Source organism: Mannheimia varigena, from assembly GCF_013377235.1.
Lineage (GTDB): Bacteria > Pseudomonadota > Gammaproteobacteria > Enterobacterales > Pasteurellaceae > Mannheimia > Mannheimia varigena.
The window spans coordinates 1-22,834 of sequence record NZ_CP016226.1; the positions used below are offsets into that span (position 1 = coordinate 1).

The 22,834-nt window shown below is 38.4% G+C and carries 23 protein-coding genes and 1 pseudogene; 8 read left to right on the top strand and 16 right to left on the bottom strand.

Going from position 1 to position 22,834, the window contains the following annotated elements:
- Positions 1–7: 7 nt before the first annotated feature.
- From A6B40_RS00005 to A6B40_RS00025, 5 genes and pseudogenes are all read right to left on the bottom strand, one after another.
- Positions 8–715: pseudogene (locus A6B40_RS00005) on the bottom strand (ABC transporter ATP-binding protein); the annotation flags it as partial.
- A gap of 4 nt (positions 716–719) precedes the next feature.
- A complete protein-coding gene (gene dnaX, locus A6B40_RS00010) occupies positions 720–2,756 on the bottom strand; it encodes a DNA polymerase III subunit gamma/tau (protein ID WP_176671179.1) in 2,037 nt (678 codons plus the stop codon).
- A 147-nt stretch (positions 2,757–2,903) separates the two neighbouring features.
- Positions 2,904–3,443, bottom strand: coding sequence for an adenine phosphoribosyltransferase (gene apt / locus A6B40_RS00015; RefSeq protein ID WP_176671180.1), 540 nt, complete (start codon positions 3,441–3,443; stop codon positions 2,904–2,906).
- An 83-nt stretch (positions 3,444–3,526) separates the two neighbouring features.
- Positions 3,527–3,877, bottom strand: a complete 351-nt coding sequence (locus A6B40_RS00020) for a TusE/DsrC/DsvC family sulfur relay protein (protein ID WP_025216984.1) — start codon at positions 3,875–3,877, stop codon at positions 3,527–3,529.
- A gap of 28 nt (positions 3,878–3,905) precedes the next feature.
- Positions 3,906–4,571, bottom strand: a complete 666-nt coding sequence (locus A6B40_RS00025) for a Bax inhibitor-1 family protein (RefSeq protein ID WP_176671181.1) — start codon at positions 4,569–4,571, stop codon at positions 3,906–3,908.
- 197 nt (positions 4,572–4,768) lie between these two features.
- On the opposite strand from A6B40_RS00025, the gene pgsA reads away from it, so the two are divergent.
- Both pgsA and uvrC read left to right on the top strand, forming a co-directional pair.
- Positions 4,769–5,317 carry a CDP-diacylglycerol--glycerol-3-phosphate 3-phosphatidyltransferase gene (gene pgsA / locus A6B40_RS00030; RefSeq protein ID WP_025216986.1) on the top strand — a complete coding sequence of 183 codons (549 nt, stop codon included), beginning with the start codon at positions 4,769–4,771 and terminating at the stop codon, positions 5,315–5,317.
- Between the two features lie 78 nt (positions 5,318–5,395).
- Positions 5,396–7,234: an excinuclease ABC subunit UvrC gene (uvrC, locus tag A6B40_RS00035; RefSeq protein ID WP_176671182.1), complete on the top strand. Its 1,839-nt coding sequence runs from the start codon at positions 5,396–5,398 to the stop codon at positions 7,232–7,234.
- 1 nt (position 7,235) lies between these two features.
- Here the strand turns inward: uvrC and A6B40_RS00040 are convergent, their stop codons facing one another.
- The 9 genes from A6B40_RS00040 to A6B40_RS00080 all read right to left on the bottom strand — a co-directional run bounded on the left by A6B40_RS00040 (position 7,236) and on the right by A6B40_RS00080 (position 14,227).
- Entirely contained in the window at positions 7,236–7,520 is a 285-nt protein-coding gene (locus A6B40_RS00040; protein WP_025216988.1) for a hypothetical protein, read from the bottom strand.
- Between the two features lie 124 nt (positions 7,521–7,644).
- A complete protein-coding gene (rplT, locus tag A6B40_RS00045; RefSeq protein WP_005596075.1) occupies positions 7,645–7,998 on the bottom strand; it encodes a 50S ribosomal protein L20 in 354 nt (117 codons plus the stop codon).
- 98 nt (positions 7,999–8,096) lie between these two features.
- Positions 8,097–8,294: a 50S ribosomal protein L35 gene (gene rpmI, locus A6B40_RS00050; protein WP_005596065.1), complete on the bottom strand. Its 198-nt coding sequence runs from the start codon at positions 8,292–8,294 to the stop codon at positions 8,097–8,099.
- 206 nt (positions 8,295–8,500) lie between these two features.
- Positions 8,501–8,980, bottom strand: a complete 480-nt coding sequence (gene infC, locus A6B40_RS00055; protein ID WP_025247515.1) for a translation initiation factor IF-3 — start codon at positions 8,978–8,980, stop codon at positions 8,501–8,503.
- Positions 8,981–9,207: 227 nt separating this feature from the next.
- On the bottom strand, positions 9,208–11,001 hold the full coding sequence (gene recQ, locus A6B40_RS00060) for a DNA helicase RecQ (protein ID WP_176671183.1): 1,794 nt from the start codon (positions 10,999–11,001) through the stop codon (positions 9,208–9,210).
- A gap of 177 nt (positions 11,002–11,178) precedes the next feature.
- Positions 11,179–11,484, bottom strand: coding sequence for an iron donor protein CyaY (gene cyaY / locus A6B40_RS00065; protein ID WP_025247517.1), 306 nt, complete (start codon positions 11,482–11,484; stop codon positions 11,179–11,181).
- Positions 11,485–11,504: 20 nt separating this feature from the next.
- The gene (locus tag A6B40_RS00070; RefSeq protein ID WP_176671184.1) at positions 11,505–12,266 is read right to left on the bottom strand and encodes a glycosyltransferase family 25 protein; all 762 of its coding nucleotides are present in this window, start codon (positions 12,264–12,266) and stop codon (positions 11,505–11,507) included.
- A gap of 80 nt (positions 12,267–12,346) precedes the next feature.
- Positions 12,347–13,378: a tRNA (adenosine(37)-N6)-threonylcarbamoyltransferase complex transferase subunit TsaD gene (tsaD, locus tag A6B40_RS00075; RefSeq protein WP_176671185.1), complete on the bottom strand. Its 1,032-nt coding sequence runs from the start codon at positions 13,376–13,378 to the stop codon at positions 12,347–12,349.
- Positions 13,379–13,450: 72 nt separating this feature from the next.
- The gene (locus A6B40_RS00080; RefSeq protein ID WP_176671186.1) at positions 13,451–14,227 is read right to left on the bottom strand and encodes an outer membrane protein assembly factor BamD; all 777 of its coding nucleotides are present in this window, start codon (positions 14,225–14,227) and stop codon (positions 13,451–13,453) included.
- A gap of 140 nt (positions 14,228–14,367) precedes the next feature.
- On the opposite strand from A6B40_RS00080, the gene rluD reads away from it, so the two are divergent.
- Positions 14,368–15,348 (top strand): 23S rRNA pseudouridine(1911/1915/1917) synthase RluD, encoded by a 981-nt coding sequence (gene rluD, locus A6B40_RS00085; RefSeq protein ID WP_176671187.1) that lies wholly within the window; start codon positions 14,368–14,370, stop codon positions 15,346–15,348.
- 81 nt (positions 15,349–15,429) lie between these two features.
- Positions 15,430–15,552 carry an entericidin A/B family lipoprotein gene (locus A6B40_RS00090; RefSeq protein ID WP_038643048.1) on the top strand — a complete coding sequence of 41 codons (123 nt, stop codon included), beginning with the start codon at positions 15,430–15,432 and terminating at the stop codon, positions 15,550–15,552.
- Positions 15,553–15,744: 192 nt separating this feature from the next.
- Here A6B40_RS00090 and hpf read toward each other — a convergent pair whose 3' ends face one another.
- Positions 15,745–16,029: a ribosome hibernation-promoting factor, HPF/YfiA family gene (gene hpf, locus A6B40_RS00095; protein ID WP_112110773.1), complete on the bottom strand. Its 285-nt coding sequence runs from the start codon at positions 16,027–16,029 to the stop codon at positions 15,745–15,747.
- 178 nt (positions 16,030–16,207) lie between these two features.
- Between hpf and A6B40_RS00100 the strand changes: the two genes are divergently transcribed.
- From A6B40_RS00100 to A6B40_RS00115, 4 genes are all read left to right on the top strand, one after another.
- Complete coding sequence (locus tag A6B40_RS00100) at positions 16,208–17,149, top strand: Kdo(2)-lipid IV(A) acyltransferase (RefSeq protein ID WP_112110774.1); 942 nt, start codon at positions 16,208–16,210, stop codon at positions 17,147–17,149.
- Between the two features lie 100 nt (positions 17,150–17,249).
- A complete protein-coding gene (dapA, locus tag A6B40_RS00105) occupies positions 17,250–18,137 on the top strand; it encodes a 4-hydroxy-tetrahydrodipicolinate synthase (RefSeq protein ID WP_025216998.1) in 888 nt (295 codons plus the stop codon).
- Positions 18,138–18,406: 269 nt separating this feature from the next.
- Positions 18,407–19,633 carry a serine/threonine transporter gene (locus A6B40_RS00110; RefSeq protein WP_176671188.1) on the top strand — a complete coding sequence of 409 codons (1,227 nt, stop codon included), beginning with the start codon at positions 18,407–18,409 and terminating at the stop codon, positions 19,631–19,633.
- 43 nt (positions 19,634–19,676) lie between these two features.
- Positions 19,677–21,053 (top strand): L-serine ammonia-lyase, encoded by a 1,377-nt coding sequence (locus A6B40_RS00115; RefSeq protein ID WP_176671189.1) that lies wholly within the window; start codon positions 19,677–19,679, stop codon positions 21,051–21,053.
- Positions 21,054–21,103: 50 nt separating this feature from the next.
- Here the strand turns inward: A6B40_RS00115 and purH are convergent, their stop codons facing one another.
- The gene (purH, locus tag A6B40_RS00120; protein ID WP_176672293.1) at positions 21,104–22,693 is read right to left on the bottom strand and encodes a bifunctional phosphoribosylaminoimidazolecarboxamide formyltransferase/IMP cyclohydrolase; all 1,590 of its coding nucleotides are present in this window, start codon (positions 22,691–22,693) and stop codon (positions 21,104–21,106) included.
- Between the last annotated feature and the right edge of the window lie 141 nt (positions 22,694–22,834).

Here is a 22,834-nt window from a genome sequence, read left to right on the forward strand (position 1 = left end):
CAGAATTTTGCAAATCCAACACAAACACCTCGCTTTCTAATTTCGCAAGCAAGGCTTTCATTGAGGTGTTTTCAATCAATTCACCATTTTGAATAATGCCGATATGGCGACATAACATTTCTGCTTCTTCTAAATAGTGGGTAGTTAGAATAATCGTTGTGCCTTGATTGTTCAGATCCCGTAAGAAATCCCATAATGCGCGGCGGAGTTCAATATCCACACCTGCGGTGGGTTCATCTAAAATTAGCAGTTTCGGATTGTGCATTAAGGCTCTGGCGATCATCACACGACGTTTCATACCGCCGGAAAGTTCACGGGTGAGATGTGTGCGTTTTTCCCACAAATCAAGCTGTTTTAACCATTTTTCGGCACGAATAAGAGCCTCTTTGCGTGGAATACCATAAAAACCGGCTTGTTGTACCAACACATCAATCACTTTTTCAAACTGATTGAAGTTAAATTCTTGTGGTACTAAACCAATTTGGTGCTTTAATTCTACTTTTTGCGTATCTAAATCGTAGCCGAATACTTTTACTCTACCACTGGTTTTATTGACTAACGAGCTAATAATACCAATGGTGGTAGATTTACCCGCCCCATTATGCCCAAGTAGAGCATAAAAATCTCCTTGTTCCACTATGAGGTTGATCCCTTTGACCGCTTTAACACCGGTTGGGTAGGTTTTCACAAGATCAATTAATTCTAATGCTTTCATCTATTTACTCACTCTGTGCAACGGCTCGAATGGTTGATTCATCAATTTGTGCATCGAAAGCGTTGCGAAGTAACATTAATTTTTCATCGTTCAGCAAAGCAGATTTGGCTGCTTCAGTGAGTTGCTTGAAAATTGCCCGACGAATTTCTAACGGCGTTTGTTTATCTGCATTATCACCGATGGATAAATCATAACTATAGCCTTTTTCAACCAATGCTACTTCTAAATTTTTACGAGATTCCACATTATCTAAATGTGCCATATTGGGCTTTAATACTAATGAAAGATGGTTATCTGCGTATTTATCTAAATAGCTATTTAAGGCAATTTGGCGTGAAAAACCACCTAAATTAAGTGAGTTAGCAATCTCACACCATCTATCTTGTTGGCAAGATAAATTAATGGTTTTTGCCACTAGTTCAGGTGTACGTTCTTGCAAAATAGCTTGTTTGATATCTGATGGTTTGGCGCTGTCAGCTTGGTTTTCTAATTCAGGATTGAGCCACGTCCAACGGTAATCTTCATCATCTACACTTTTCTGCTTGTTTTCTGCTTTTAGAGCAGATTGTCGCGGTGTTTGTTGTTGATTTTCAGCGAATTGAATAAACCGCTCTTGCAATGAAGCGGTCGAATTTTCCGATTTTTTTGCAATAAATTGAGGAGGGGTCAACTCAGGCTTTTTTTTTTCAGTTTGAGCTAAATTCGCTTGCTGTTGCTGTAATTTTTTACGAGCCTCTAGTGCAGCCATTGCAGGAGAAAGAGTAGCTGTATTTTCTTCTTTCTGCATTACAGATTCTGTTACAGGTGCTTGCTGTGAAACAATTACAGACTTTTGTTGATTTTTTTCAAAATTTTCTCTTAGTTGAGAAATCTGATTTTGTGGCTTTGGTTGAATATTGGCAACAGTATTGTTAGGTTGTGGAGCAGCAGATACGCTTGGCATTACGACAGTTGCTATCCTTTCTGCCTGTTTCGGGTGGAAAGCTAAAGCTCGCAGAATTGCCATCTCCACGCCTGCACGTTGTTCAGGGGCAAAAGGCAGCTCTTTTTTGCTGTTCAGGATAAGTTGATAGAAAAACTGCACATCTTCAGGTGGCATCTGTTTTGCCAGAAAATGAATAAGCGTTTCTTCTGTGGCGGTAGTTTTGACTAATTGTAACATCGCAATTTTGTGCAATGTTTCTGCAATATCACTCAGCAATTGTTGCCAATCCACTCCTTTAGCGGCAATTTGCTCAATGATTGCCATTGCTTTTTCGCCATCAGCTTGGGCGATTGCTTGCACTAATTCGAGTGGCTGATTGTCATCAATGAGTCCCAACATTTGGCTTACTGCATCAAGAGTAATATTGGCATTACTCATTGCGATAGCTTGATCAGTGAGACTGAGTGAATCACGAATACTACCCTGTGCCGCTTTTGCTAGTTTTTCAATAGCAATAGTTTCATAAGGAATACTTTCTGCGTTGAGAATAAATTCTAGGTGTTTAGCAATTTGCGATTGCTCTAACGCACGCAAATGGAATTGCATACAGCGAGAAAGAATCGTGATCGGCAGTTTTTGCGGATCGGTAGTTGCTAATAAGAATTTAACATATTCAGGTGGTTCCTCAAGGGTTTTGAGTAACGCATTGAAACTGTGTCGAGAGAGCATATGCACTTCGTCAATCAGATAAACTTTAAAACGCCCAACGGTGGGTTTGTATTGTACGTTATCCAGTAGTTCACGAGTATCTTCTACTTTGGTGCGAGAGGCTGCGTCGATCTCAATGAGATCGATAAAATGTCCCTCTTCAATGGCTTTACAGTTAGCACATTCACCACAAGGTTCGGCAGTAATGCCATGTTCACAGTTTAGCCCTTTAGCAAAAAGGCGAGCAATGGAGGTTTTACCCACACCACGGGTGCCTGAAAACAGATAGGCGTGATGAAGCCTATCTTCTCTTAAACTGTTTTCAAGAGCAGATAAAACGTGTTGTTGTCCAACGACTTCCGAAAAGCGTTGTGGTCTCCATTTACGGGCTAAAACTTGATAACTCATTGATTTCTTTAACAGAATATTTTTACAAGCGGTTATTTTTTCTAAATTTTTTGCAAAATGTCTGCGTTTTAACATCAACTTTGCTGACAAAACAAAATGCGAACATAGTGAGTAAATTTTTAGTAAAAAGCGACCGCTTGTAATAGATTAATGGCCTTCAAAGCTCACTAAACTGAAGGATTTAACTCCTTCTTTTTCTAAACGCTCTTTGCCACCTAATTCCGGTAACCAAATTACAAATGCGGCGTGTTCCACTTTGCCACCTAAACGGCGAATCAATTTAGCTGTTGCATCAATAGTACCACCAGTGGCTAATAAATCATCGATCATTAACACATTGTCATTAGCGTTGATAGCATCTTTGTGGATTTCTAGCGTATCTTCACCATATTCAAGTGTATAAGATTGAGAAATTACTTCACGCGGTAATTTTTTGGGTTTACGAACTAGCACAAAAGGCACACTAAGTGCTAGGGCAACAGGGGCTCCGAAAATAAAACCACGAGATTCCGTGCCGACAATTTTAGTAATGCCTTTGTCTTTAAATTCAGCCACAATAGCATCAATGGTTGCTTGGAATGCGGTAGGCACCTCTAAAAGTGAAGTAATATCACGAAAAATGATCCCTGCTTTAGGGTAGTCAGGAATAGATTTGATAGAAGATTTGATTAAATCTAATTGGTTCATTATTTGACCTATATGTAATTTGAAAATAACTGGAAAACTCTATAGAAAAATGAGGGAAATTTCAAGGAAATTAGTCAATTTAATCATAAACATTTCGCAGGTTTCGGCAATCCTGCAATTTTTGTAGCTTGTTTTGCAGGTCCGTCGGGGAATAAACGTTGCAAATAACGGCTATTGCCTTTTTCTTCGCCAAATTTTTGTGCCATTGCTTTGACTAACATTCTAATTGCAGGAGAGGTTTTATATTCTTGGTAAAACTCTCGCACTAAGTAGATGATTTCCCAATGTTCAGCAGTTAATGTAATTTGTTCTTTTTCTGCGATTTTTTCAGCAAGTTGTTCAGACCAATCATTTAGGTTTTTCAAATAACCTGCATCGTCAGTTGGGTATTGGATATTATTCAGTTCTATAGACATAAAATAAAAATGCCACATAAAGTGGCATTCCTCTTATATTTTAATATTAATCATCACTACCTAATACACCAAAGATTTGTAAGAAACTTACAAATAGGTTATAGATAGAAACATATAAATCAACAGTTGCACGAATGTAATTTGTTTCGCCACCGTGAATAATATTGCTAGTTGCAAGTAAAATCGCACCGCTTGAGAAGATAACAAATAAGCTGCTTAACGCTAAACCTAGCGCTGGAATCGCTAAGAAAATATTAGCGATAATGCCGACTAATAGTACCACAAATAATGCTACCATCATTCCACTTAAGAAACTCATATCTTTTTTTATGGTTAAGACGTAAGCTGAGCAAGCGAAGAAAACTAATGCCGTTGCACCGAATGCAAGGGCAACAATATCGCCTAAACCGGCACCGATGTAACGGTTAAGAATTGGCCCTAAGGTATAACCTAAGAAGCCTGTTAACGCAAATACGCTTAAGATACCCGTACTGCTATTTGAGGTGGCATTTGTTAAGAATAGTAAGCCATAAAAGCCGATTAATAAGCCCCACCAAGGCATTGCCGGTGCGTTCATTTGCATTGCAACAAAAGCAACAACAGCTGAGAAAGTCAGTGTCATTGCCAATAACATATAGGTATTGCGAAGCACTTTGTGAGTGCTAATCAGTGATTCAGATGTTGAGTAACTATGAGCTAAACGATTTTCCATAAAAATTCCTTCTGTTTTTGTTTTTAAATCGGAAAAACCGACGGATTGATATGTATGGATAAATTCCCATAAATCAAGTCTTAAATTAGCGGTAATTTATTGTAAAGTCAATGCGATTTTGTAACAGGGGAGTAAAAAAAATAATTTAGTTATGTTACACTTAACGCAATTCTACTGCTTGTTCCTTTAGTTTTGTTATGAAGCTTAATTTCCCAACTTTTTTAACTTTATTTCGTGTCGGAATGATACCACTTTTTATTGTGGCGTTTTATCTGCCGACTAAATATGCTCCAGAAATTGCTACCTTAATATTTTTCATTGCTTCTATTACTGATGCGTTTGATGGCTATTTAGCCCGTAAATGGAACCAAACAACAAGACTTGGGGCATTTTTAGACCCTGTCGCAGATAAAGTACTGGTTGCTGTTGCTTTTGTTTGTGTGGCGGAGCATTACCATACTTGGTGGGTTACCATTCCAATCTGTATTATGATTGCCAGAGAGATTATTATTTCTGCATTGCGTGAATGGATGGCAGAGCTCGGTGAGAGAGCAAGCGTTGCCGTTTCAATTTGGGGGAAAGTAAAAACAACCGCTCAAATGTTAGCCTTAGGCGGAATGATTTGGCGACAAAGTGAAGCAATGGAAATTTTAGCCTTTATTCTACTTTATATTGCGGCAGGTTTAACTATTTGGTCGATGTTGCAATATTTGAATGCTTCCAAAGGCAGCTTGTTGAAGTCGTAAGCGGTCTATTTTTATTATTTTCTTGCAATTGTAGGAAATATCTACAATTGCACCTTCTCTAATTTATTATCAACCTCAATGTCTGAATTTGATTCAAAATCTTTCCTTGCTGATGTTCCTCATCAACCTGGTGTTTATCGTATGTACGATAATGGTGGAAAAATTATTTATGTAGGTAAAGCGAAAGACTTAAAAAAGCGTTTATCAAGCTATTTCCGTAGCCAGCTTTCCAGCAAAAAGACGGAAGCTCTTGTTTCTAATATTGCCAATATTGAAACGACGATTACGCATTCTGAAACAGAAGCATTGTTGCTTGAACATAATTATATTAAGGAACACCAACCGAAATATAATGTTTTATTACGTGATGATAAATCTTACCCCTATATTTTATTAACGAAACATCAGCATCCTCGTGTAACGGCTTTCCGTGGTAGTCAAAAAATTGCAGGGGAATATTTCGGACCTTATCCAAATGTAACGGCAGTACGGGAAACCTTAAATCTATTGCAGAAAATTTTCCCGATTCGTCAGTGTGAAGATACCTACTATAAAAATCGTTCTCGCCCTTGTTTGCAATATCAGATTGGGCGTTGCTTAGCCCCTTGTGTAGAGGGTGTTTATTCGCAATCAGAATACGATCAGCAGGTCAATTTGGTTCGTCTGTTTTTACAGGGAAAAGATCAGCAAGTTGTAGAGCATTTAGTTGAGAAAATGGAAATAGCCGCTGATGATCTTGATTTTGAGGCAGCTGCAAGGTTTCGTGATCAAATTCAATCTGTGCGAGCAGTGCAAGAAAAGCAATTTGTGTCTAATGTTCGTTTAGATGATCTTGATATCATTTCTATCGTTTACCAGCACGGAATTGCCTGTGTGCATATTTTGTTTGTGCGACAAGGCAAGGTTCTCGGCAACCGTTCCTATTTCCCGAAAGTGCCGAACAATACCGATTTATCTGAGCTTGCTGATACTTTTGTTGGGCAATTCTATTTACAAATGAACCAACACCGCACCATTCCAAACCAAATTGTGCTGGATTATCCACTTAGTGAAGCAGAAGCCTTAAGCCAAATTTTAAGCGAGCAGGCAGGGCATAAGGTAACGATTTTAGATAAAGGTACTCGGGGAGAAAAACATCGCTATCTTGCTCTAGCCAAAACTAATGCGATGGCGGCTTTAACTTTACAACTTAAGAAAGATACTCGTATTCAAAGTCGCTATCAAGCTTTGAAAGAGGTATTGCAACTAGCAGAAATTAAACGAATGGAATGTTTTGATATTAGCCATACAATGGGTTATCAAACAATAGCCTCTTGTGTGGTGTTTGATGAAACAGGGCCACTGAAATCAGATTATAGGCGCTTTAATATTGAAGGCATTACAGGCGGTGATGATTATGCTGCAATGGAGCAAGCATTACGCAAGAGGTATGATAAGGATTTATCGTCTGAAAAAATTCCGGATATTATTTTTATTGATGGTGGTAAAGGGCAGTTGAATCGAGCGTTAGAAACCTTTAATTCACTAAAGGTGAAATGGGATAAAACCAAGCCTTTATTTATTGGTGTGGCAAAAGGGGTTGAACGTAAGGCTGGCTTAGAAACACTAATTATTAACAAGTGGGATAAGGAAATTCATTTACCACCAGATAGCCTTGCCTTGCATTTAATTCAACATATTCGAGATGAAGCCCATAACCATGCTATCAGCGGGCACCGTAAAAAACGCCAAAAAGCCTTTACTGAAAGTGGTTTAGAAAGTATTGAAGGCGTTGGAGCTAAACGTCGCCAAGCTTTATTGAAATATTTAGGCGGAATGCAAGGCGTGAAATCGGCAACCCTAGAGGACATTCAATCCGTACCGGGCATTTCTAAAGCTTTGGCGGAAGTGATTTTTGATACGCTCAAAAATAGCTAATCTAATAGCGGTAACGGTAGCCGCCCCAACCGTGATGGTAGCCCACGCCAATGGTCGGATAAATCACAGGGCGAACAGGTGTTACTACAGTACTTTTTGAGCGTCTGTCGCTTTGGTTCAGCGGTTCGTCGTTCTGTTTGTTATTTTTATCCACGGTTTGTTTACTTATTATCCGTTGTTGGTAATCGTGAACGGCTTGCGTATCCATCGGTACAGTGCTTTGCTGAACCGGTGTTGAGCAAGCAGCTAATGCCACAGACATCGTCACTACAATGATTTTTTTCATTCTCTTTCCCTATTTGTAAAAAATTGCCTAAATTTGACCGCTTATTTTCCAATTAATTCACTAAATTGAGACTATTCCAACAAAAAAAGACGCCCTAAGGCGTCCTAATTTCTATTCTTTAAGATTAAAGAGCAGATTTTGCTTTTTCAACTAAAGCAGCGAAAGCCACTTTGTCGAATACAGCGATGTCAGCTAAAATCTTACGGTCGATTTCAACAGAAGCTTTTTTCAAGCCGTTGATGAATTTGCTGTAAGATAAACCGTTTTGACGTGCTGCAGCGTTGATACGAGCAATCCATAATTGACGGAATTGACGTTTACGTTGACGACGGTCACGGTAAGCATATTGACCAGCTTTAATCACAGCTTGGAACGCAACGCGATAAACACGTGAACGCGCACCATAATAACCTTTAGCAGCCTTAAGAACTTTCTTATGGCGTGCTCTTGCAATAACACCACGTTTTACACGAGCCATTATTTAATCTCCTAAATTGTCTATTTTGATTGGGTGGACGAAGTTTCGCCCCTAAGAATTACTATTCGTACGTTTGTGTTTTTAACGCAGCCTTAGGCTTATGCGTATGGTAAACACGCTACTACTAAAACTTGGTCAGCTTTCGCTACCATTGATTTGTGACGTAAGTGACGTTTACGTTTAGTGGTTTTCTTAGTCAAAATGTGACGTAAGTGAGATTGTTTACGTTTGAAACCGCCAGAAGCTGTTTTTTTGAAACGCTTAGCAGCACCACGTACTGTTTTAATTTTAGGCATTGTTAAAAAACTCCGCATTGTTTTAGTTTAAATGAATAATCAGGCGAACTCTTATGAGTTACTTGGTTGCACTAATTACGCTACTTTGCAGCTTTCACTGCAATCTAAAAAAGCAGCTCAGGCTGCTGAGTGTGCCTGTCTGCTTTCGTTTCTCTTAACGAAAAACGAGCGAATTTTACAGAATACGCTCGCTTTTTGCAAGTGAATTATTTTTTCTTTGGTGCAATAACCATCACCACTTGGCGACCTTCCAATTTGCCCGGTGCAGATTCAACCGCTGCAATTTCAGCTGTATCTGCTTTTACACGTTCTAAAACGTCCATACCGATTTCTTGATGAGCCATTTCACGTCCACGGAAGCGAACAGTAATTTTTACTTTATCGCCATCTTCTAAGAAGCGAAGAATACTACGCAATTTGACTTGGTAATCGCCTTCATCTGTACCCGGACGGAATTTGATTTCCTTCACTTGTACTACTTTTTGTTTTTTCTTTTGCTCTTTTGCCGCTTTTTCTTTTTCGTAGATGAACTTACCATAGTTCATGATGCGGCAAACAGGCGGTTCTGCATTTGGGCTGATTTCCACTAAATCTAACTCAGCTTCTTCAGCACGGCTTAATGCTTCTTGAATAGAGACGATACCAACTTGTTCGCCATTTTCATCAGTTAAGCGAACTTCTTTCACGCCACGAATTTCTTCATTAAGACGGTGTGCGCGATTTGTTTGAACACGTTTTACAGGTTTAATAGCCTTATTCCTTCTAGTAAATTTTTGGTTAAATAAGACCGCTTGTAAGCGGCTAAATATTTTTATAGTGCCTGTTTTTGTTGTATAAAAAACAGGTAAACGTGCGGATTCTATAGGATTTTCAATGCTTATGCAATAATAAACCCGTATTTAGCTCCCTATTTTCAGTTATTTTGATGTTCTTTGATTAATGTCATAAATGCTTGACCGAATCGTTCAAATTTTCGCTCTCCTACACCATTTATTTCAAGCATTTCTACTTTTGAAGTTGGTAAGAACTCTGCCATTTCTTGTAGAGTGGCGTCATTGAATACGATATAAGGCGGAATATTTTCCTTATCAGCAATCTGCTTACGCAAGAAGCGAAGACGAGCGAATAAGTCTTTATCGTAACGATGACTTGCTTGTTTTTGCACAAATGCAGTAGCGGAAATACCTAAGCGTGGTAATGCTAGTTGTAATGGTTTCTCTCCACGTAAAAAAGGTCTGGCACTTTCGGTTAATTGCAGGGCAGAGTGATTTGCGATGTTTTGAATAATCAGCCCCAAATGAATAAGCTGGCGAACCACATTCTGCCAATAATGTTGGCTTTTTTCTTTTCCGATGCCGTAAACGGAAAGTTGGTCGTGGTTATGCTCCCGAATTTTTAGGTTATTCATTCCACGCAGTACCGCAATAATATGGTGCTGACCGAAAATTTGCCCTGTACGATAAATAACTGACATCACTTTTTGGGCATCAAGCAATCCATCGTATTTCTGCGGTGGATCTAAGCAAATATCACAGTTTTTGCAATCTTCTTGTTTATGTTCGCCAAAGTAATTTAGCAAGACTAAACGGCGACAAGTTTGCGATTCTGCAAATTCGCCGATGGCCTGTAATTTATGCTGTTTAATATCTCTTTGCTCACTTTCTGGTTCTTCTAAAAGGATTTTTTGTAGCCAGCCATAATCGCTAGGATCGTAAAAAAGTACCGCTTCAGACGGGAGATCATCTCGTCCTGCACGCCCTGTTTCTTGGTAATAAGATTCGATAGAACGAGGCAAATCAAAATGCACCACAAAACGTACATTGGATTTATTAATGCCCATTCCAAAAGCAATGGTTGCGACTACAATTTGAATATCATCTCGCTGGAAAGCATTCTGCACAAATTCTCGCTGCTCAAAACTCATTCCTGCGTGATAGCCCAACACACTGATATTTCTGGAAGCCAGTTTTTCGGTAATTTCTTCCACTTTTTTTCGGCTATTGCAATAAATAATCCCGCTTTTGCCTTGCTGTTTATTGATGAATTTCAACAACTGCTCAAGCGGTTTAAATTTTTCTTGCACCGTATAGCGAATATTTGGGCGATCAAAACTGCCTAAATAGATATGCGGATCATTTAATCGTAAATGGTGCAGAATATCCGCCCGTGTGGTTGGATCGGCTGTGGCGGTTAGTGCCATTAACGGCACATTGGGAAAAGTGTTTCGCAAGCCACCAAGCAAGGTGTATTCAGGACGGAAATCGTGTCCCCATTGGGAAACACAATGGGCTTCATCCACGGCAATAAAACTGATTTTACAGAGCGAGATAAAGTGGAAGAAGCCTTGTGTCATCACTTTCTCAGGAGAAAGATAAAGTAATTTCAATTTACCTGATAAGGCTTTTTGCTCTACAAGTTGTTGTTCTTCGAGCGTTTGAGTGGAATTCAGATAAGCCGCTTCAATACCGTTGGTGATAAGCTGATCTACCTGATCTTTCATTAACGAAATCAGTGGGGAAATAACGAGTGTTATACCATCCAAACATAGAGCAGGTACTTGGTAACAAAGGGATTTTCCACCACCTGTTGTCATAATAACAAGGCAATCACGATTTTCCAACACAGCAGAAATGACTTCTTCTTGCCCATCTCGGAATTTTTGATAACCAAAAACATTATTTAAAACAGAAATTGCGGTGGTGTTCATTATTTTTATATGTGGGGAAGCACACTGTGTGCCTCCGCAAGCGATTTATTTTTACTCGCTACGCTTGCTCCTTCGGAGCCGTTGATAAAGTCAACATTCAAACGCAAGCGGTTTATTTTTGGAAAAAATTTGCAAATGTAATATAAAGGATACACATCAGTACATCCTTACAAATAATTAGAAAGAAATAGTTTCTCCGTGTCGAGCAAAGGCTTCTTCTAAATGTTGCCAGAAGGTGCGACCTTCATCTGTAATCCATTCACCATCAATGTTTTTGAAGTGAATACCACCCAGTTTGCTAGCAAGCCATAGCTCTAACATCGATTCTTGTTTATTAATAACGATTTGTGAGTTGTCATCAAATGTTAAAGTACAAACTGCACCTTGAATTTCGGTATCAACCGATAAACCTTCGTCATCAATTTTTTCTTCAATTTGCTGCCAAACTTGTTCAACAGATTGATGGAATTGTGCTGTGTTCATTTTTTGTCCTTAAAATGTGATTATTTGAAAGTAATTTGTTTACCGAAGAAGCGTAATTTGAATTTTCGTTTTATTCTATTGATCTCTTTCTTAAGTTTCTGGCCTAGGTTTAGTTTTTTCTTAGATTTTGAATTTCTATTTTCTCTACCACTAATTGTAGTATGAAATATTTGTTTTTCATTTAATATTGCATCTTGAATACACAAAGCTGGCTGAAGTTGCCATACAGTATAATTCTCATCCTTTAAGAATTGATTAAACATCAAATTATCAATTTCAATATCTTGGAGGTTTTTAATCTTATTGAGAAGATAAGAAATTCCTTTTCGTGTAATGAGATAACCAGCAGTACCCGGATGGGTAGATTTTAGTTTATATAACTTCCTACTATTATAGGATTGATCAGCTACTCTTCCTGTTTCAACAATAGAAATATTCTTTTCTAACTTAACAATATCAATATTTTCATTAATATAATTATTACTTAGGAAAGGCTTTATATTTTCTCCTAAGTAAATATCATCTTCAAATATACAGATATAATTTAAATCTTTTTCCTTAGCTAAATGCCATAGTGCAATATGGCTTAGTGCACAAGATATTTCACCTTTAGTTAGCGTACTTTGGGAAATGTTTATTCCTAATTCAGATGCTTTATTTTGCATTATATCTGGAGTGATTGCATCGAAAAATTGAAAAGGAATATTTTGCTTATCAAATTCTGCTTCAATATGATTTCTACGATCTTGTGCAGAAGTCAGACTAATTACATAATTGTTCATAAGTGATATCTTCAATTTTACAAGCGGTCATTTTTTATAAAATTTTGCAAAACTATCAAGAAATTTGACCGCTTGCAATGCTATTTAATTGGCGGTAGTTCGGTCATCGCCCAGCGAGGTTTTACACTAATACTTAAATCGCTGTATTCGCCGTTTTTTAAACGTAAAAAACCTGTGTAGGCAATCATCGCACCGTTGTCGGTACAAAATTGCGGGCGAGGGTAAAATACTTCGCCTTTGAGTTTTTGCATCATTTCGGCAACGTCGGCACGTAATTGCTTGTTGGCACTTACACCGCCTGCCATCACTAGCCGTTTATAGCCTGTTTGTTCTAATGCCCGTTTGCACTTAATTAAAATAGTATCCACTACCGCTTGTTGGAACGCGTGAGCAATATCGCAACGAGTTTGTTCGTCAATTCCAGCATTTTCATTGGCATTCGCTTTGATTGTATTTGCAGCAAAGGTTTTTAAGCCGGAGAAACTGAAATCTAAGCCAGGTCGGTCAGTCATCGGGCGTGGGAATTTAAAACGATTCGGTGTGCCTAATTCCGCAAGTTTGGACATTGCCACACCTGCAGGGTAGTCCAGACCGAGTAATTTGCCGGTTTTGTCAAAGGCTTCACCTGCAGCATCGTCAATAGATTCGCCCATTAATTCGTATTTGCCGATACCATCGACTTTCACTAATTGAGTGTGTCCGCCTGAAATTAATAACGCCACAAACGGAAATTCGGGAGCGTTTTCTTCCAACATAGGAGCAAGCAGATGCCCTTCCATATGATGAACGCCAAGAGCCGGCACATTCCACGCATAAGCTAAAGAGCGAGCAATGGTTGAGCCTACTAATAATGCTCCAACCAAGCCCGGACCGGCGGTATAAGCAATACCATCAATATCGGAAGGCTGAAGGTTAGCTTCTTTTAGGGCTTCTTGGATGAGTGGGAGCGTTTTGCGGATATGATCTCGCGAAGCAAGCTCCGGCACAACACCACCATAATCAGCGTGCATATCAATTTGGCTGTAGAGCTGGTTTGCTACTAAGCCTTTTTCTTCATCATAAATGGCAACGCCGGTTTCATCGCAAGAGGTTTCAATACCTAAAATTCGCATAATTTCCTAATGAGCTAATAAGTTATAAAGCCAAAAGGGGCGAAACCGCCCCTAATATTCTGGTATATTTAATTAGAATTGTTCACCATATTCCGGTTTTGCCGGGTTTGGTAAGGTTTTATTTTCGTATTCTTTAATTAATAGTTCGGTTTTTTGCTCTGAATCTTGAATACCCATTTGTTTAAATGCTTCTTTCAGATAAGGAAGGGCATTTTTAGTTGCTTCGGTATTTGGATAGAAACGCAACATTTCTTCTACGCGATTTACTACTGCAACGTACGCATTACGTTTATCATAGAATTTTACGATCGATAATTCGTGCTCGGCTAAACGGTTGAATAAATAGTTCATCCAATTTTGAGCATCTTGAGCATATTGGCTTTGTGGATAGTGCTGAACGATAGTTTGGAAATTACCGTAAGCGTTACGCACATTATCCACTGCACGAGAAGCACGATTTACTTTAAAGAAATCTTGGATAAAATTATCGCCTAAGCGTGCATTTGAAAGACCGGCTAGGTAGAATACATAATCCATATTGGCTGCATTTGGGTAAGAACGGGCGAAACGTTCTGCGGCATCTAATGCTTTATAATATTCGCCCACTTTATATTGTGCATAAATTAAACTTAATTGGGTTTGTTCACCAATACCTGAATATTGACCTCCTTTAGTACCAACGCCCTCTAAATAACGAATAGCAGAGTTATAATCTCCGTCTTGTAAATAGGTTTGTCCTTTGCTATATAGATCTTGGGCGTTTGATTCTTCAATGTCTTTATTAGAACTTGAACAACCCACAACAAGTCCTGCTAATAATAATGTGGCAAGAGTTTTAATTTTACGCATATGTTTTACCTATAAAAAGTGTCTAAGACCAAAAGTTAATGTACAATATCTTCAGACTTAGAATAACTCGTGAAGTTCATCTCACTATTTTATATAACATCACGCAAGTAAGCAAATGACTAATTAGGATTTATATTTTAATGACTACTCAAAAAAAGATTTTAACCGCAGAAATTACCGCTGATTTATTGGGAGCTCGTTTAGATCAAGCTCTGGCACAACTTTTTCCGGATTATTCACGTTCACGTATTAAAGTGTGGATTGAAAGCGATTTAGTAAAAGTAAACAGCAATATTGTCAATAAAGCACGAGAAAAAGTATTTGGCGGCGAAATTGTTGAAATTACGGCTGAGGTAGAAGAGGAAATCCGTTTTGAACCGCAAGATATTCCGCTCAATATTGTGTATGAAGATGACGATATTATTGTTATCAATAAACCAAAAGATTTAGTGGTTCACCCCGGAGCGGGCAATCCTGATGGTACGGTATTAAATGCGTTGTTGCATTATTATCCGCCGATTGCAGAAGTCCCACGAGCCGGCATTGTGCATCGTTTAGATAAAGATACTACAGGCTTAATGGTGGTGGCGAAAAATATTCCAGCCCAAACTCACCTAGTAACAGCATTACAAAAACGCCGTATTACGCGTGAGTATGAAGCAGTCGCAAGCGGCATTATGACTCAAGGCGGTAAAGTTGATGAACCAATGGCTCGCCACCCGACTAAGCGTACTGCAATGGCGGTTCACCCAATGGGAAAACCGGCTGTAACCCATTATCGTATTATGGAGCGTTTCCGTAACTACACTCGCTTACGTTTACGTTTGGAAACTGGGCGTACTCACCAAATTCGTGTGCATATGGCACATATTGCTCACCCATTATTAGGTGATCAACTTTATGGTGGCAGACCTCGCCCACCGAAAGGTGCGAGCGAAGAATTTTTAAGTGTATTGCGTGGTTTCCAACGTCAAGCATTACACGCTATTATGCTACGCTTAGAACACCCTATTACAGGTGAGTTAATGGAATGGCATTCACCATTGCCTGATGACTTTGTTGAACTTATTCAAACATTAAAAGCGGATTATGAGCTTTATAAAGATGAATTAGATTATTAATTTAATTTTAATTGTTGCATTTATAATTTAGAGTTGTTATATTGAAGTCGTTTTCATAACAAAAAAATAAAGGAGCTTTTTATGAAAAAATTAGTATTAGCAATTTTAGCAAGTGCAACTTTCTTAACTGCTTGTAACACAGTGGAAGGTGTTGGTAAAGATGTTGAGAAGGCTGGTGATAAAATTCAACAGACTGCACAATAAATAATTTAAGTTTTTATTTAAAATTCTAAAAAATCTGTCTAATAAAGTATGTCATTATATTCTTTTAGACAGATTTTTGTTTTTTTATAGTTTTTTTGAAGAAAACTAAAATTAATTTTTGAATAAAAGGATAGGACTTAATAAGATATCTCATTAAGTCCTATATTAATATATATTTCTAATAGAAGTTAATTAATGTTCTTGTTTTTCTTTAAGCTTAATTAATTGTCCTTCTAATTTTTTCTTTACATCAAAAATTGCACTATATAAATCTTCGTGTTCTGCCTTTGCAACTAAATCTCCTAAAGGGGTGCCAATAGTTGCTTCAACTTGGAATGTATTTGGTTGTTTAATTAACATAAAGTGTGGATTTATCAATTGGGTGTGATATTTTTCTAACTTAGCTAAACGTTCCTCAATATGGGTACGAATTGCAGGGGTAATGTCCATTTGTTTGCTTGAAATATTTAGTGACATAACATTTTCCTCTCTTTTTTAGTTAAAATTTTTGCCATCGATATATATTCAAAATATGCTTATCACTCCAAAATTTCAAGTGAAAAATGAAATAAATTTCCGAAAATTTGATCTACTTAACACTTTTAATAGTTTTTAGATATAATGTAACTAATAAATAGTATTAAGTGAGAATAATATGAGTGAGAAAAAACAGCTACCTCCGTTTGATAAAAAGTTTTTACATCCAAGGTATTGGGGACTATGGATTGTTTTAGGCGTTTTTAAGCTAATTTTGTGCTTACCTTATCCTATGCTAGTCAAGATTGGTTTGAGCTTAGGAAAATTATTTACAAAATTAGGCTTTGGAAAACGCAGAATGCGCATTGCTCGTCGTAATTTAGAGCTATGTTTTCCTCATTATTCTACAGAGCAGATTGAAACTTTAGTGCAAGAAAATACGAAATCGGTTGGAATGGCTATTATTGAAACGGGGATGGCATGGTTTTGGTCTGATAAGCGTATCCTTAAATGGTCAAAAGTTGAAGGTGTTGAGCATTTGGAGCAAAAAAACGATGATGAGGGGATTTTACTTGTCGGTGTTCACTTTTTAACGTTGGAGCTAGGTGCAAGAATTATTGGCTTGCATCATCAGGGAATTGGTGTTTATCGCCCAAATGATAATCCACTATTAGATTGGATTCAATTTAGAGGGCGTATCCGCTCTAATAAAGCGATGCTTGATCGTAAAGATGTGCGCGGTATGATCAGAGCATTAAAAAATGGTGAGATGATTTGGTATGCTCCAGATCACGATTATGGTAGACGTAATAGTGTTTTTGTACCTTTTTTTGCCGTAGAAGAAACTTGTACTACTGCAGGTAGCTATATGTTGTTGCGTTCGGCTCCTAAAGCCTTAGTTATTCCGTTTAGTCCTATTCGTAACGTTGATTATTCAGGCTATACATTAAAAATTAGTCCGCCGGTAGATTTTAGTGGGTGCCAAAATGAAGTAGAAACGGCGATTTTAATGAATAAGGTAGTTGAATGCGAAATTATGAAGGCACCACCACAATATATGTGGCTGCATCGTCGTTTTAAAACTCGTCCGAATGAAAATGATAAAAGTCTTTATGATTAATTTGTTTGAAATAATTGTAAAAAGTACTTGCATATTTGAGCTGAATTTTGCAATCTAGCAACAATATATTAAACATAAGAAAAAAATACAGGAGATGATTATGACTACCCCCTTATTTCACGGTAGTATCGTGGCTTTAGTAACTCCAATGACTCACGGTGAAGTAGATTATCAAGATCTAAAAAAATTAATTGAATATCATATTCAAGCAGGCTCTCACGGTATAGTCTCTGTTGGGACAACGGGTGAATCAACCACTTTGAGTATTGATGAGAATGTTAAAGTTATTAAGAAAACGGTTGAGTTTGCAGATGGCCGTATTCCTGTTATTGCAGGTACAGGTTCAAATGCAACGAGCGAAGCAATCACAATGACTAAGTTGTTAGCGAATAGCGGGGTTGCAGGTTGCTTAAGTGTAGTACCTTACTACAATAAACCGACCCAAGAAGGAATGTATTTACATTATAAAGCGATTGCGGAAAGCACGGATCTTCCACAGATTCTTTATAACGTACCTGGTCGTACTGGAAGTGACCTAAAACCTGAGACGATTGGTCGTTTAGCTAAAATTGAAAATATCGTTGCAGTTAAAGAAGCGACAGGTGATTTGAGCCGTTTGCCATTAATTAAACAATTAGCAGGAGATGACTTCATCTTCTTAAGCGGTGATGATGCAACTGGCTTTGAATCAATGAAACAAGGCGGTCAGGGCGTTATTTCTGTAACGAATAATGTAGCAGCAGCAGATATGGCAAAAATGTGTGAATTGGCATTAGCGGGCAAATTTGATGAAGCTGAAGCGATGAATAATCGCTTAATGGCACTTCATCATGATCTATTCGTAGAGTCTAATCCGATTCCTGTAAAATGGGCCGCCTATAAATTAGGTTTAATTTCTGAGCCTCATTTGCGTCTACCCCTTACGACATTATCTGAATCAGCTCAACCTAAGGTGTTAAAAGCATTGCAACAAGCAGGTCTAATTTAAGAATTTTTGCAAAATAGTTATAAAACCGGTTATTTAATTAACCGGTTTTTTATTTGTATAAATTAGAAAATATATAAATGATAATATGCTGCATTTCTTTGATTTAGATAAACTTTTATTCTGTTTGTTTGATTATTGTGCAGATAAAATACTATTTTTTCTGTTTTTGATAGATGTATCACAAATTTAAAAAAATCAGGTTGTTTTCCTTATGATGAACGCCATAATAGTGCTGCTTTTGGATTTAGATAATAGCTAAGGAGAATATTATGGCTAAGCCATCCCAACGTTTTTCTCTTACTTGGGTACTTAATTTATTTGGTACGGCAGTAGGAGCAGGTGTTTTATTTCTACCGATTAATGCCGGTATGGGTGGGTTTTATCCACTTATTGTGATGACTTTGCTAGTAGGGCCGATGACCTATTTGGCTCACCGTGGGTTAACTCGTTTTGTACTTTCCTCAAAAAATAAGGGTAGTGATATTACCTCTGTTGTGCGTGAACATTTTGGTGAGAGGGCAGGTAAATTAATTACTTTACTCTATTTCTTTGCGATTTTTCCTATTCTATTAATTTATGGCGTAGGTATTACTAATACGGTAAGCTCATTTATGGAAAATCAGCTTGCTATTACACCGCCACCGAGAGTGGTATTATCATTCATTTTAATTGCATTAATGATCGGCGTAATGTTATTAAATGAAGAGGTTATGCTAAAAATTACGACCTGGTTAGTTTATCCATTAGTTTTAATTTTATTTGGTTTATCTGTTTATTTAATTCCTCAATGGAATACAGCAGCGTTACAGCAAATGCCAACGACAGGTGATTTTTTAACAACACTTTGGTTGACTATTCCTGTGCTTGTGTTTGCATTTAACCATTCACCTGCAATATCATCTTTTGCCCTTTCTCAACAAAAACATTACCAAGATGAGATTAAAGCAGAAATTGAATCTGGAAAAGTGCTACGTTCAACAGCGTGTATTCTAGTGCTATTCGTGATGTTTTTTGTGTTTAGTTGTGTACTTACGCTAACACCAGCAGAATTAGCCGAAGCAAAAGTACAAAATATTTCGATTTTGTCTTACTTAGCAAATAAATTCGATAATCCGATTATTTCCTATTTCGGACCATTAGTGGCGTTTTTGGCGATTGGTAGCTCATTCTTCGGGCATTATTTAGGAGCTCGTGAGGGATTAGAAGGTTTGGTGAATCAAATGCGTGAAGAACCGATTGAACCGAACAAATTCCGAAAAATTACCGCTGTTACGTTCTTAGTCATTTTATGGATTGTAGCAACTATTAACCCAAGTATCTTAGGTTTTATTGAGAGCTTAGGTGGTCCAATTATTGCGATGATTTTATTCATTATGCCGGTGTATGCAGTTTACAAAGTGCCAGCCCTTGCTCGCTTTAAAAATGAATTTGGACAGATTTTTGTATTTGTTATGGGCTGTATTGCGATTTCAGCCATTGTGTACGGATTACTCTAATCCGAGTAAAATACACTTTTGATTTTATTGTGGATGCGTATTTATGATTAGCGTATTTGATATGTTTAAAGTGGGAATTGGACCTTCCAGTTCCCACACTGTTGGACCAATGAAAGCGGCAAAAGAATTTGTTGATGAATTACAAAATCGCAAATTTTTAGCAAAAATTGACCGCTTGAAGGTTGACGTTTATGGCTCGCTATCCTTAACAGGGCGTGGACATAATACCGATATCGCCATTATTATGGGGCTAATGGGTTATTTGCCACATAATGTGGATATTGAGCGTATTGATAACACCATTGAAAGTTTAAAACAAAATAAGCAATTAGTTATTGCAGAAAGCAGTGATGAACCTAAGCAGATTCAATTTGATTTTTTTGAGGATATGCCATTTCATAATGATTTCTTACCGCTACACGAAAATGGCGTGAAGTTCACGGCTTTAAGTGGCGAAGAAATCTTATTTGAAAACACTTATTACTCAATTGGTGGTGGATTTATTGTTGATGAGGCAAATTTTGAAAAGGTCAAGGAGAGTGATGTCTCTGTGCCTTTTCCTTATCGCAATGCGGCTGATTTGCTACGTCATTGTAAAGAGAATGGATTACCTATTTCCTCACTTGTGTGGAAAAATGAGTTAGCACTACGCTCAAAAGAAGAAATTTCTGATTATCTCGCAATGATTTGGCAAACAATGGAAGCCTGTATTGAACGGGGTGTACATACAGAAGGATTGTTACCCGGTCCACTTAAAGTAGCTCGCCGAGCTTGTTCATTACGCAGGATGTTAGAGGCTAACAGTAAGTTTAATACAGATCCTATGCAAATTATCGACTGGGTCAATATGTTTGCCCTTGCCGTTAATGAGGAAAATGCAGCAGGCGGACGAGTGGTAACCGCTCCAACTAATGGTGCTTGTGGAATTGTGCCTGCGGTATTAGCTTATTATCAGAAATTTATCGCCCAGCTTAACCAAGAAACAATTGAGCGTTATTTACTCACAACCAGTGTGATAGGTTCTCTTTACAAAATGAATGCATCGATTTCTGGGGCAGAAGTAGGGTGTCAAGGAGAGGTGGGGGTAGCTTGTTCAATGGCAGCAGCAGGGCTTACTGAAATTATGGGCGGTAGTGCAGAACAAGTTTGTATGGCGGCAGAAATTGCGATGGAACATAATCTCGGTTTAACTTGTGATCCTGTTGGTGGACAAGTACAAGTACCTTGTATTGAGCGAAATGCGATAGCTTCGGTCAAAGCGATTAATGCAAGTCGAATGGCATTACGCCGAACCTCTTCACCACAAGTGAGTTTAGATAAAGTGATCGAAACGATGTATGAAACAGGTCGGGATATGAACGCAAAATACCGTGAAACTTCAACGGGCGGTCTAGCGATTAAAGTCTTACCCTGTGATTAAATAAGCAAAGGCTATCTTTTAACAAGATAGCCTTTTAGTTTAACTAAATATTAATGACGGAAATGTCTCATTCCTGTTAATACCATCGCCATACCGTGTTCGTTTGCCGCATCAATTACTTCTTGATCACGCATTGAACCGCCTGGGTGGATAACACAAGTAATGCCGACTTTCGCCGCTGCATCAATACCATCACGGAATGGGAAGAAAGCATCAGATGCCATCACGCAACCAGCCACTTGCAAGCCTTCATCTTCCGCTTTAATACCCGCAATTTTCGCTGAATAGACACGGCTCATTTGACCTGCACCGATGCCGATGGTTTGACCGTCTTTCGCATACACAATCGCGTTTGATTTCACATATTTTGCGACTTTCCAGCAGAATAATAAATCTTTCAATTCCGCTTCGGTTGGTTTGCGTTCAGACACCACTTGTAAATCGTCTAACGAAACTGAACCTTGATCCGCATCTTGCACCAATAAGCCACCGTTCACACGTTTGTAATCTAAACGTTTTTCTGCTTGGCTGAATTCACCGCACTCTAACACTCGCACGTTTTTCTTCTTCGCCAATGCTTCTTTTGCTGCTTCGGAAATTGTTGGAGCGATGATCACTTCTACAAATTGACGTTCTGCAATAGTTTGTGCTGTTTCACCGTCTAGCTCACGGTTAAAGGCGATAATACCGCCGAAAGCAGAAGTTGGGTCAGTTTGGTAGGCACGGTTATAGGCTTCTAAAATATCTTTGCCTAACGCTACACCACAAGGGTTAGCGTGTTTCACAATCACGCAAGCCGGTTCAGCAAATTCTTTTACGCACTCAAGGGCAGCATCGGTGTCGGCAATATTGTTGTAAGACAAGGCTTTGCCTTGAAGCTGTTTTGCGGTAGAAATGGAGGCTTCTTTCACTTCATTTTCCACATAGAACGCCGCATTTTGGTGAGCATTTTCACCGTAACGCATAGTTTGTTTACGCACAAAATTCAAGTTTAATGTACGTGGGAATTGACCGCAAACTTGGGTTAAATCTTCTTCCTCAGCCCTTTGGTAAGGCGGTACTTTTTGCCCGAAGTAGTTGGCGATCATTGAATCGTATTGTGCAGTATGCTCAAAGGCTTTGATTGCTAAGTTGAAACGGGTTTCTAAGGTTAAACTGTTTTGGTTTTGATCCATTTCGGCAAGGATTGCATCAAAATCGTTATTATTCACCACAATCGCTACATCTTTATGGTTTTTCGCCGCAGAGCGCACCATTGTTGGACCGCCGATGTCGATATTTTCCACCGCATCTTCCAAAGTACAATTCGGTTTTGCCACCGTTGCCGCAAACGGATATAGATTTACCACCACCATATCAATACGTTCAATGCCGTGTTGGTTCATAATTTCATCATCAGTACCACGGCGACCTAAAATCCCACCGTGTACTTTCGGGTGAAGGGTTTTTACACGACCGTCCATCATTTCAGGGAAGCCTGTGTAGTCAGATACTTCCGTTACAGCTAAGCCGGCTTCTGCTAATAATTTTGCCGTACCGCCTGTAGAAAGTAATTTTACACCACGAGCGGCAAGCCCTTGTGCAAATTCGACAATGCCTTTTTTATCAGACACACTTAATAACGCTTGTTGAATCGCCATTTTTTCTAAGTTCCTTAAAATGAGTGTTAAAATGTGAAATAAACGGCGGATATTATAAAGCAATCGTTTGCTTTTTTCATCTGCAAGCGGTCGAATTTGCATAATTTTTTGCAAAAACAACCGCTTGTATCCACAGTTAAA

What these genes read in the sequence shown, in the direction of transcription:
- cyaY (WP_025247517.1), bottom strand. Translation starts at nt 11,484, where the DNA reads ATGAACACAGCACAATTCCATCAATCTGTTGAACAAGTTTGGCAGCAA.
- pgsA (WP_025216986.1), top strand. Translation starts at nt 4,769, where the DNA reads ATGAAGCTTAATTTCCCAACTTTTTTAACTTTATTTCGTGTCGGAATG.
- apt (WP_176671180.1), bottom strand. Translation starts at nt 3,443, where the DNA reads ATGAACCAATTAGATTTAATCAAATCTTCTATCAAATCTATTCCTGAC.
- A6B40_RS00070 (WP_176671184.1), bottom strand. Translation starts at nt 12,266, where the DNA reads ATGAACAATTATGTAATTAGTCTGACTTCTGCACAAGATCGTAGAAAT.
- A6B40_RS00115 (WP_176671189.1), top strand. Translation starts at nt 19,677, where the DNA reads ATGATTAGCGTATTTGATATGTTTAAAGTGGGAATTGGACCTTCCAGT.
- dapA (WP_025216998.1), top strand. Translation starts at nt 17,250, where the DNA reads ATGACTACCCCCTTATTTCACGGTAGTATCGTGGCTTTAGTAACTCCA.
- tsaD (WP_176671185.1), bottom strand. Translation starts at nt 13,378, where the DNA reads ATGCGAATTTTAGGTATTGAAACCTCTTGCGATGAAACCGGCGTTGCC.
- A6B40_RS00025 (WP_176671181.1), bottom strand. Translation starts at nt 4,571, where the DNA reads ATGGAAAATCGTTTAGCTCATAGTTACTCAACATCTGAATCACTGATT.
- hpf (WP_112110773.1), bottom strand. Translation starts at nt 16,029, where the DNA reads ATGTCACTAAATATTTCAAGCAAACAAATGGACATTACCCCTGCAATT.
- A6B40_RS00040 (WP_025216988.1), bottom strand. Translation starts at nt 7,520, where the DNA reads ATGAAAAAAATCATTGTAGTGACGATGTCTGTGGCATTAGCTGCTTGC.
- uvrC (WP_176671182.1), top strand. Translation starts at nt 5,396, where the DNA reads ATGTCTGAATTTGATTCAAAATCTTTCCTTGCTGATGTTCCTCATCAA.
- A6B40_RS00100 (WP_112110774.1), top strand. Translation starts at nt 16,208, where the DNA reads ATGAGTGAGAAAAAACAGCTACCTCCGTTTGATAAAAAGTTTTTACAT.
- A6B40_RS00080 (WP_176671186.1), bottom strand. Translation starts at nt 14,227, where the DNA reads ATGCGTAAAATTAAAACTCTTGCCACATTATTATTAGCAGGACTTGTT.
- A6B40_RS00090 (WP_038643048.1), top strand. Translation starts at nt 15,430, where the DNA reads ATGAAAAAATTAGTATTAGCAATTTTAGCAAGTGCAACTTTCTTAACT.
- A6B40_RS00110 (WP_176671188.1), top strand. Translation starts at nt 18,407, where the DNA reads ATGGCTAAGCCATCCCAACGTTTTTCTCTTACTTGGGTACTTAATTTA.
- rplT (WP_005596075.1), bottom strand. Translation starts at nt 7,998, where the DNA reads ATGGCTCGTGTAAAACGTGGTGTTATTGCAAGAGCACGCCATAAGAAA.
- recQ (WP_176671183.1), bottom strand. Translation starts at nt 11,001, where the DNA reads ATGAACACCACCGCAATTTCTGTTTTAAATAATGTTTTTGGTTATCAA.
- purH (WP_176672293.1), bottom strand. Translation starts at nt 22,693, where the DNA reads ATGGCGATTCAACAAGCGTTATTAAGTGTGTCTGATAAAAAAGGCATT.
- rluD (WP_176671187.1), top strand. Translation starts at nt 14,368, where the DNA reads ATGACTACTCAAAAAAAGATTTTAACCGCAGAAATTACCGCTGATTTA.
- A6B40_RS00020 (WP_025216984.1), bottom strand. Translation starts at nt 3,877, where the DNA reads ATGTGGCATTTTTATTTTATGTCTATAGAACTGAATAATATCCAATAC.
- rpmI (WP_005596065.1), bottom strand. Translation starts at nt 8,294, where the DNA reads ATGCCTAAAATTAAAACAGTACGTGGTGCTGCTAAGCGTTTCAAAAAA.
- dnaX (WP_176671179.1), bottom strand. Translation starts at nt 2,756, where the DNA reads ATGAGTTATCAAGTTTTAGCCCGTAAATGGAGACCACAACGCTTTTCG.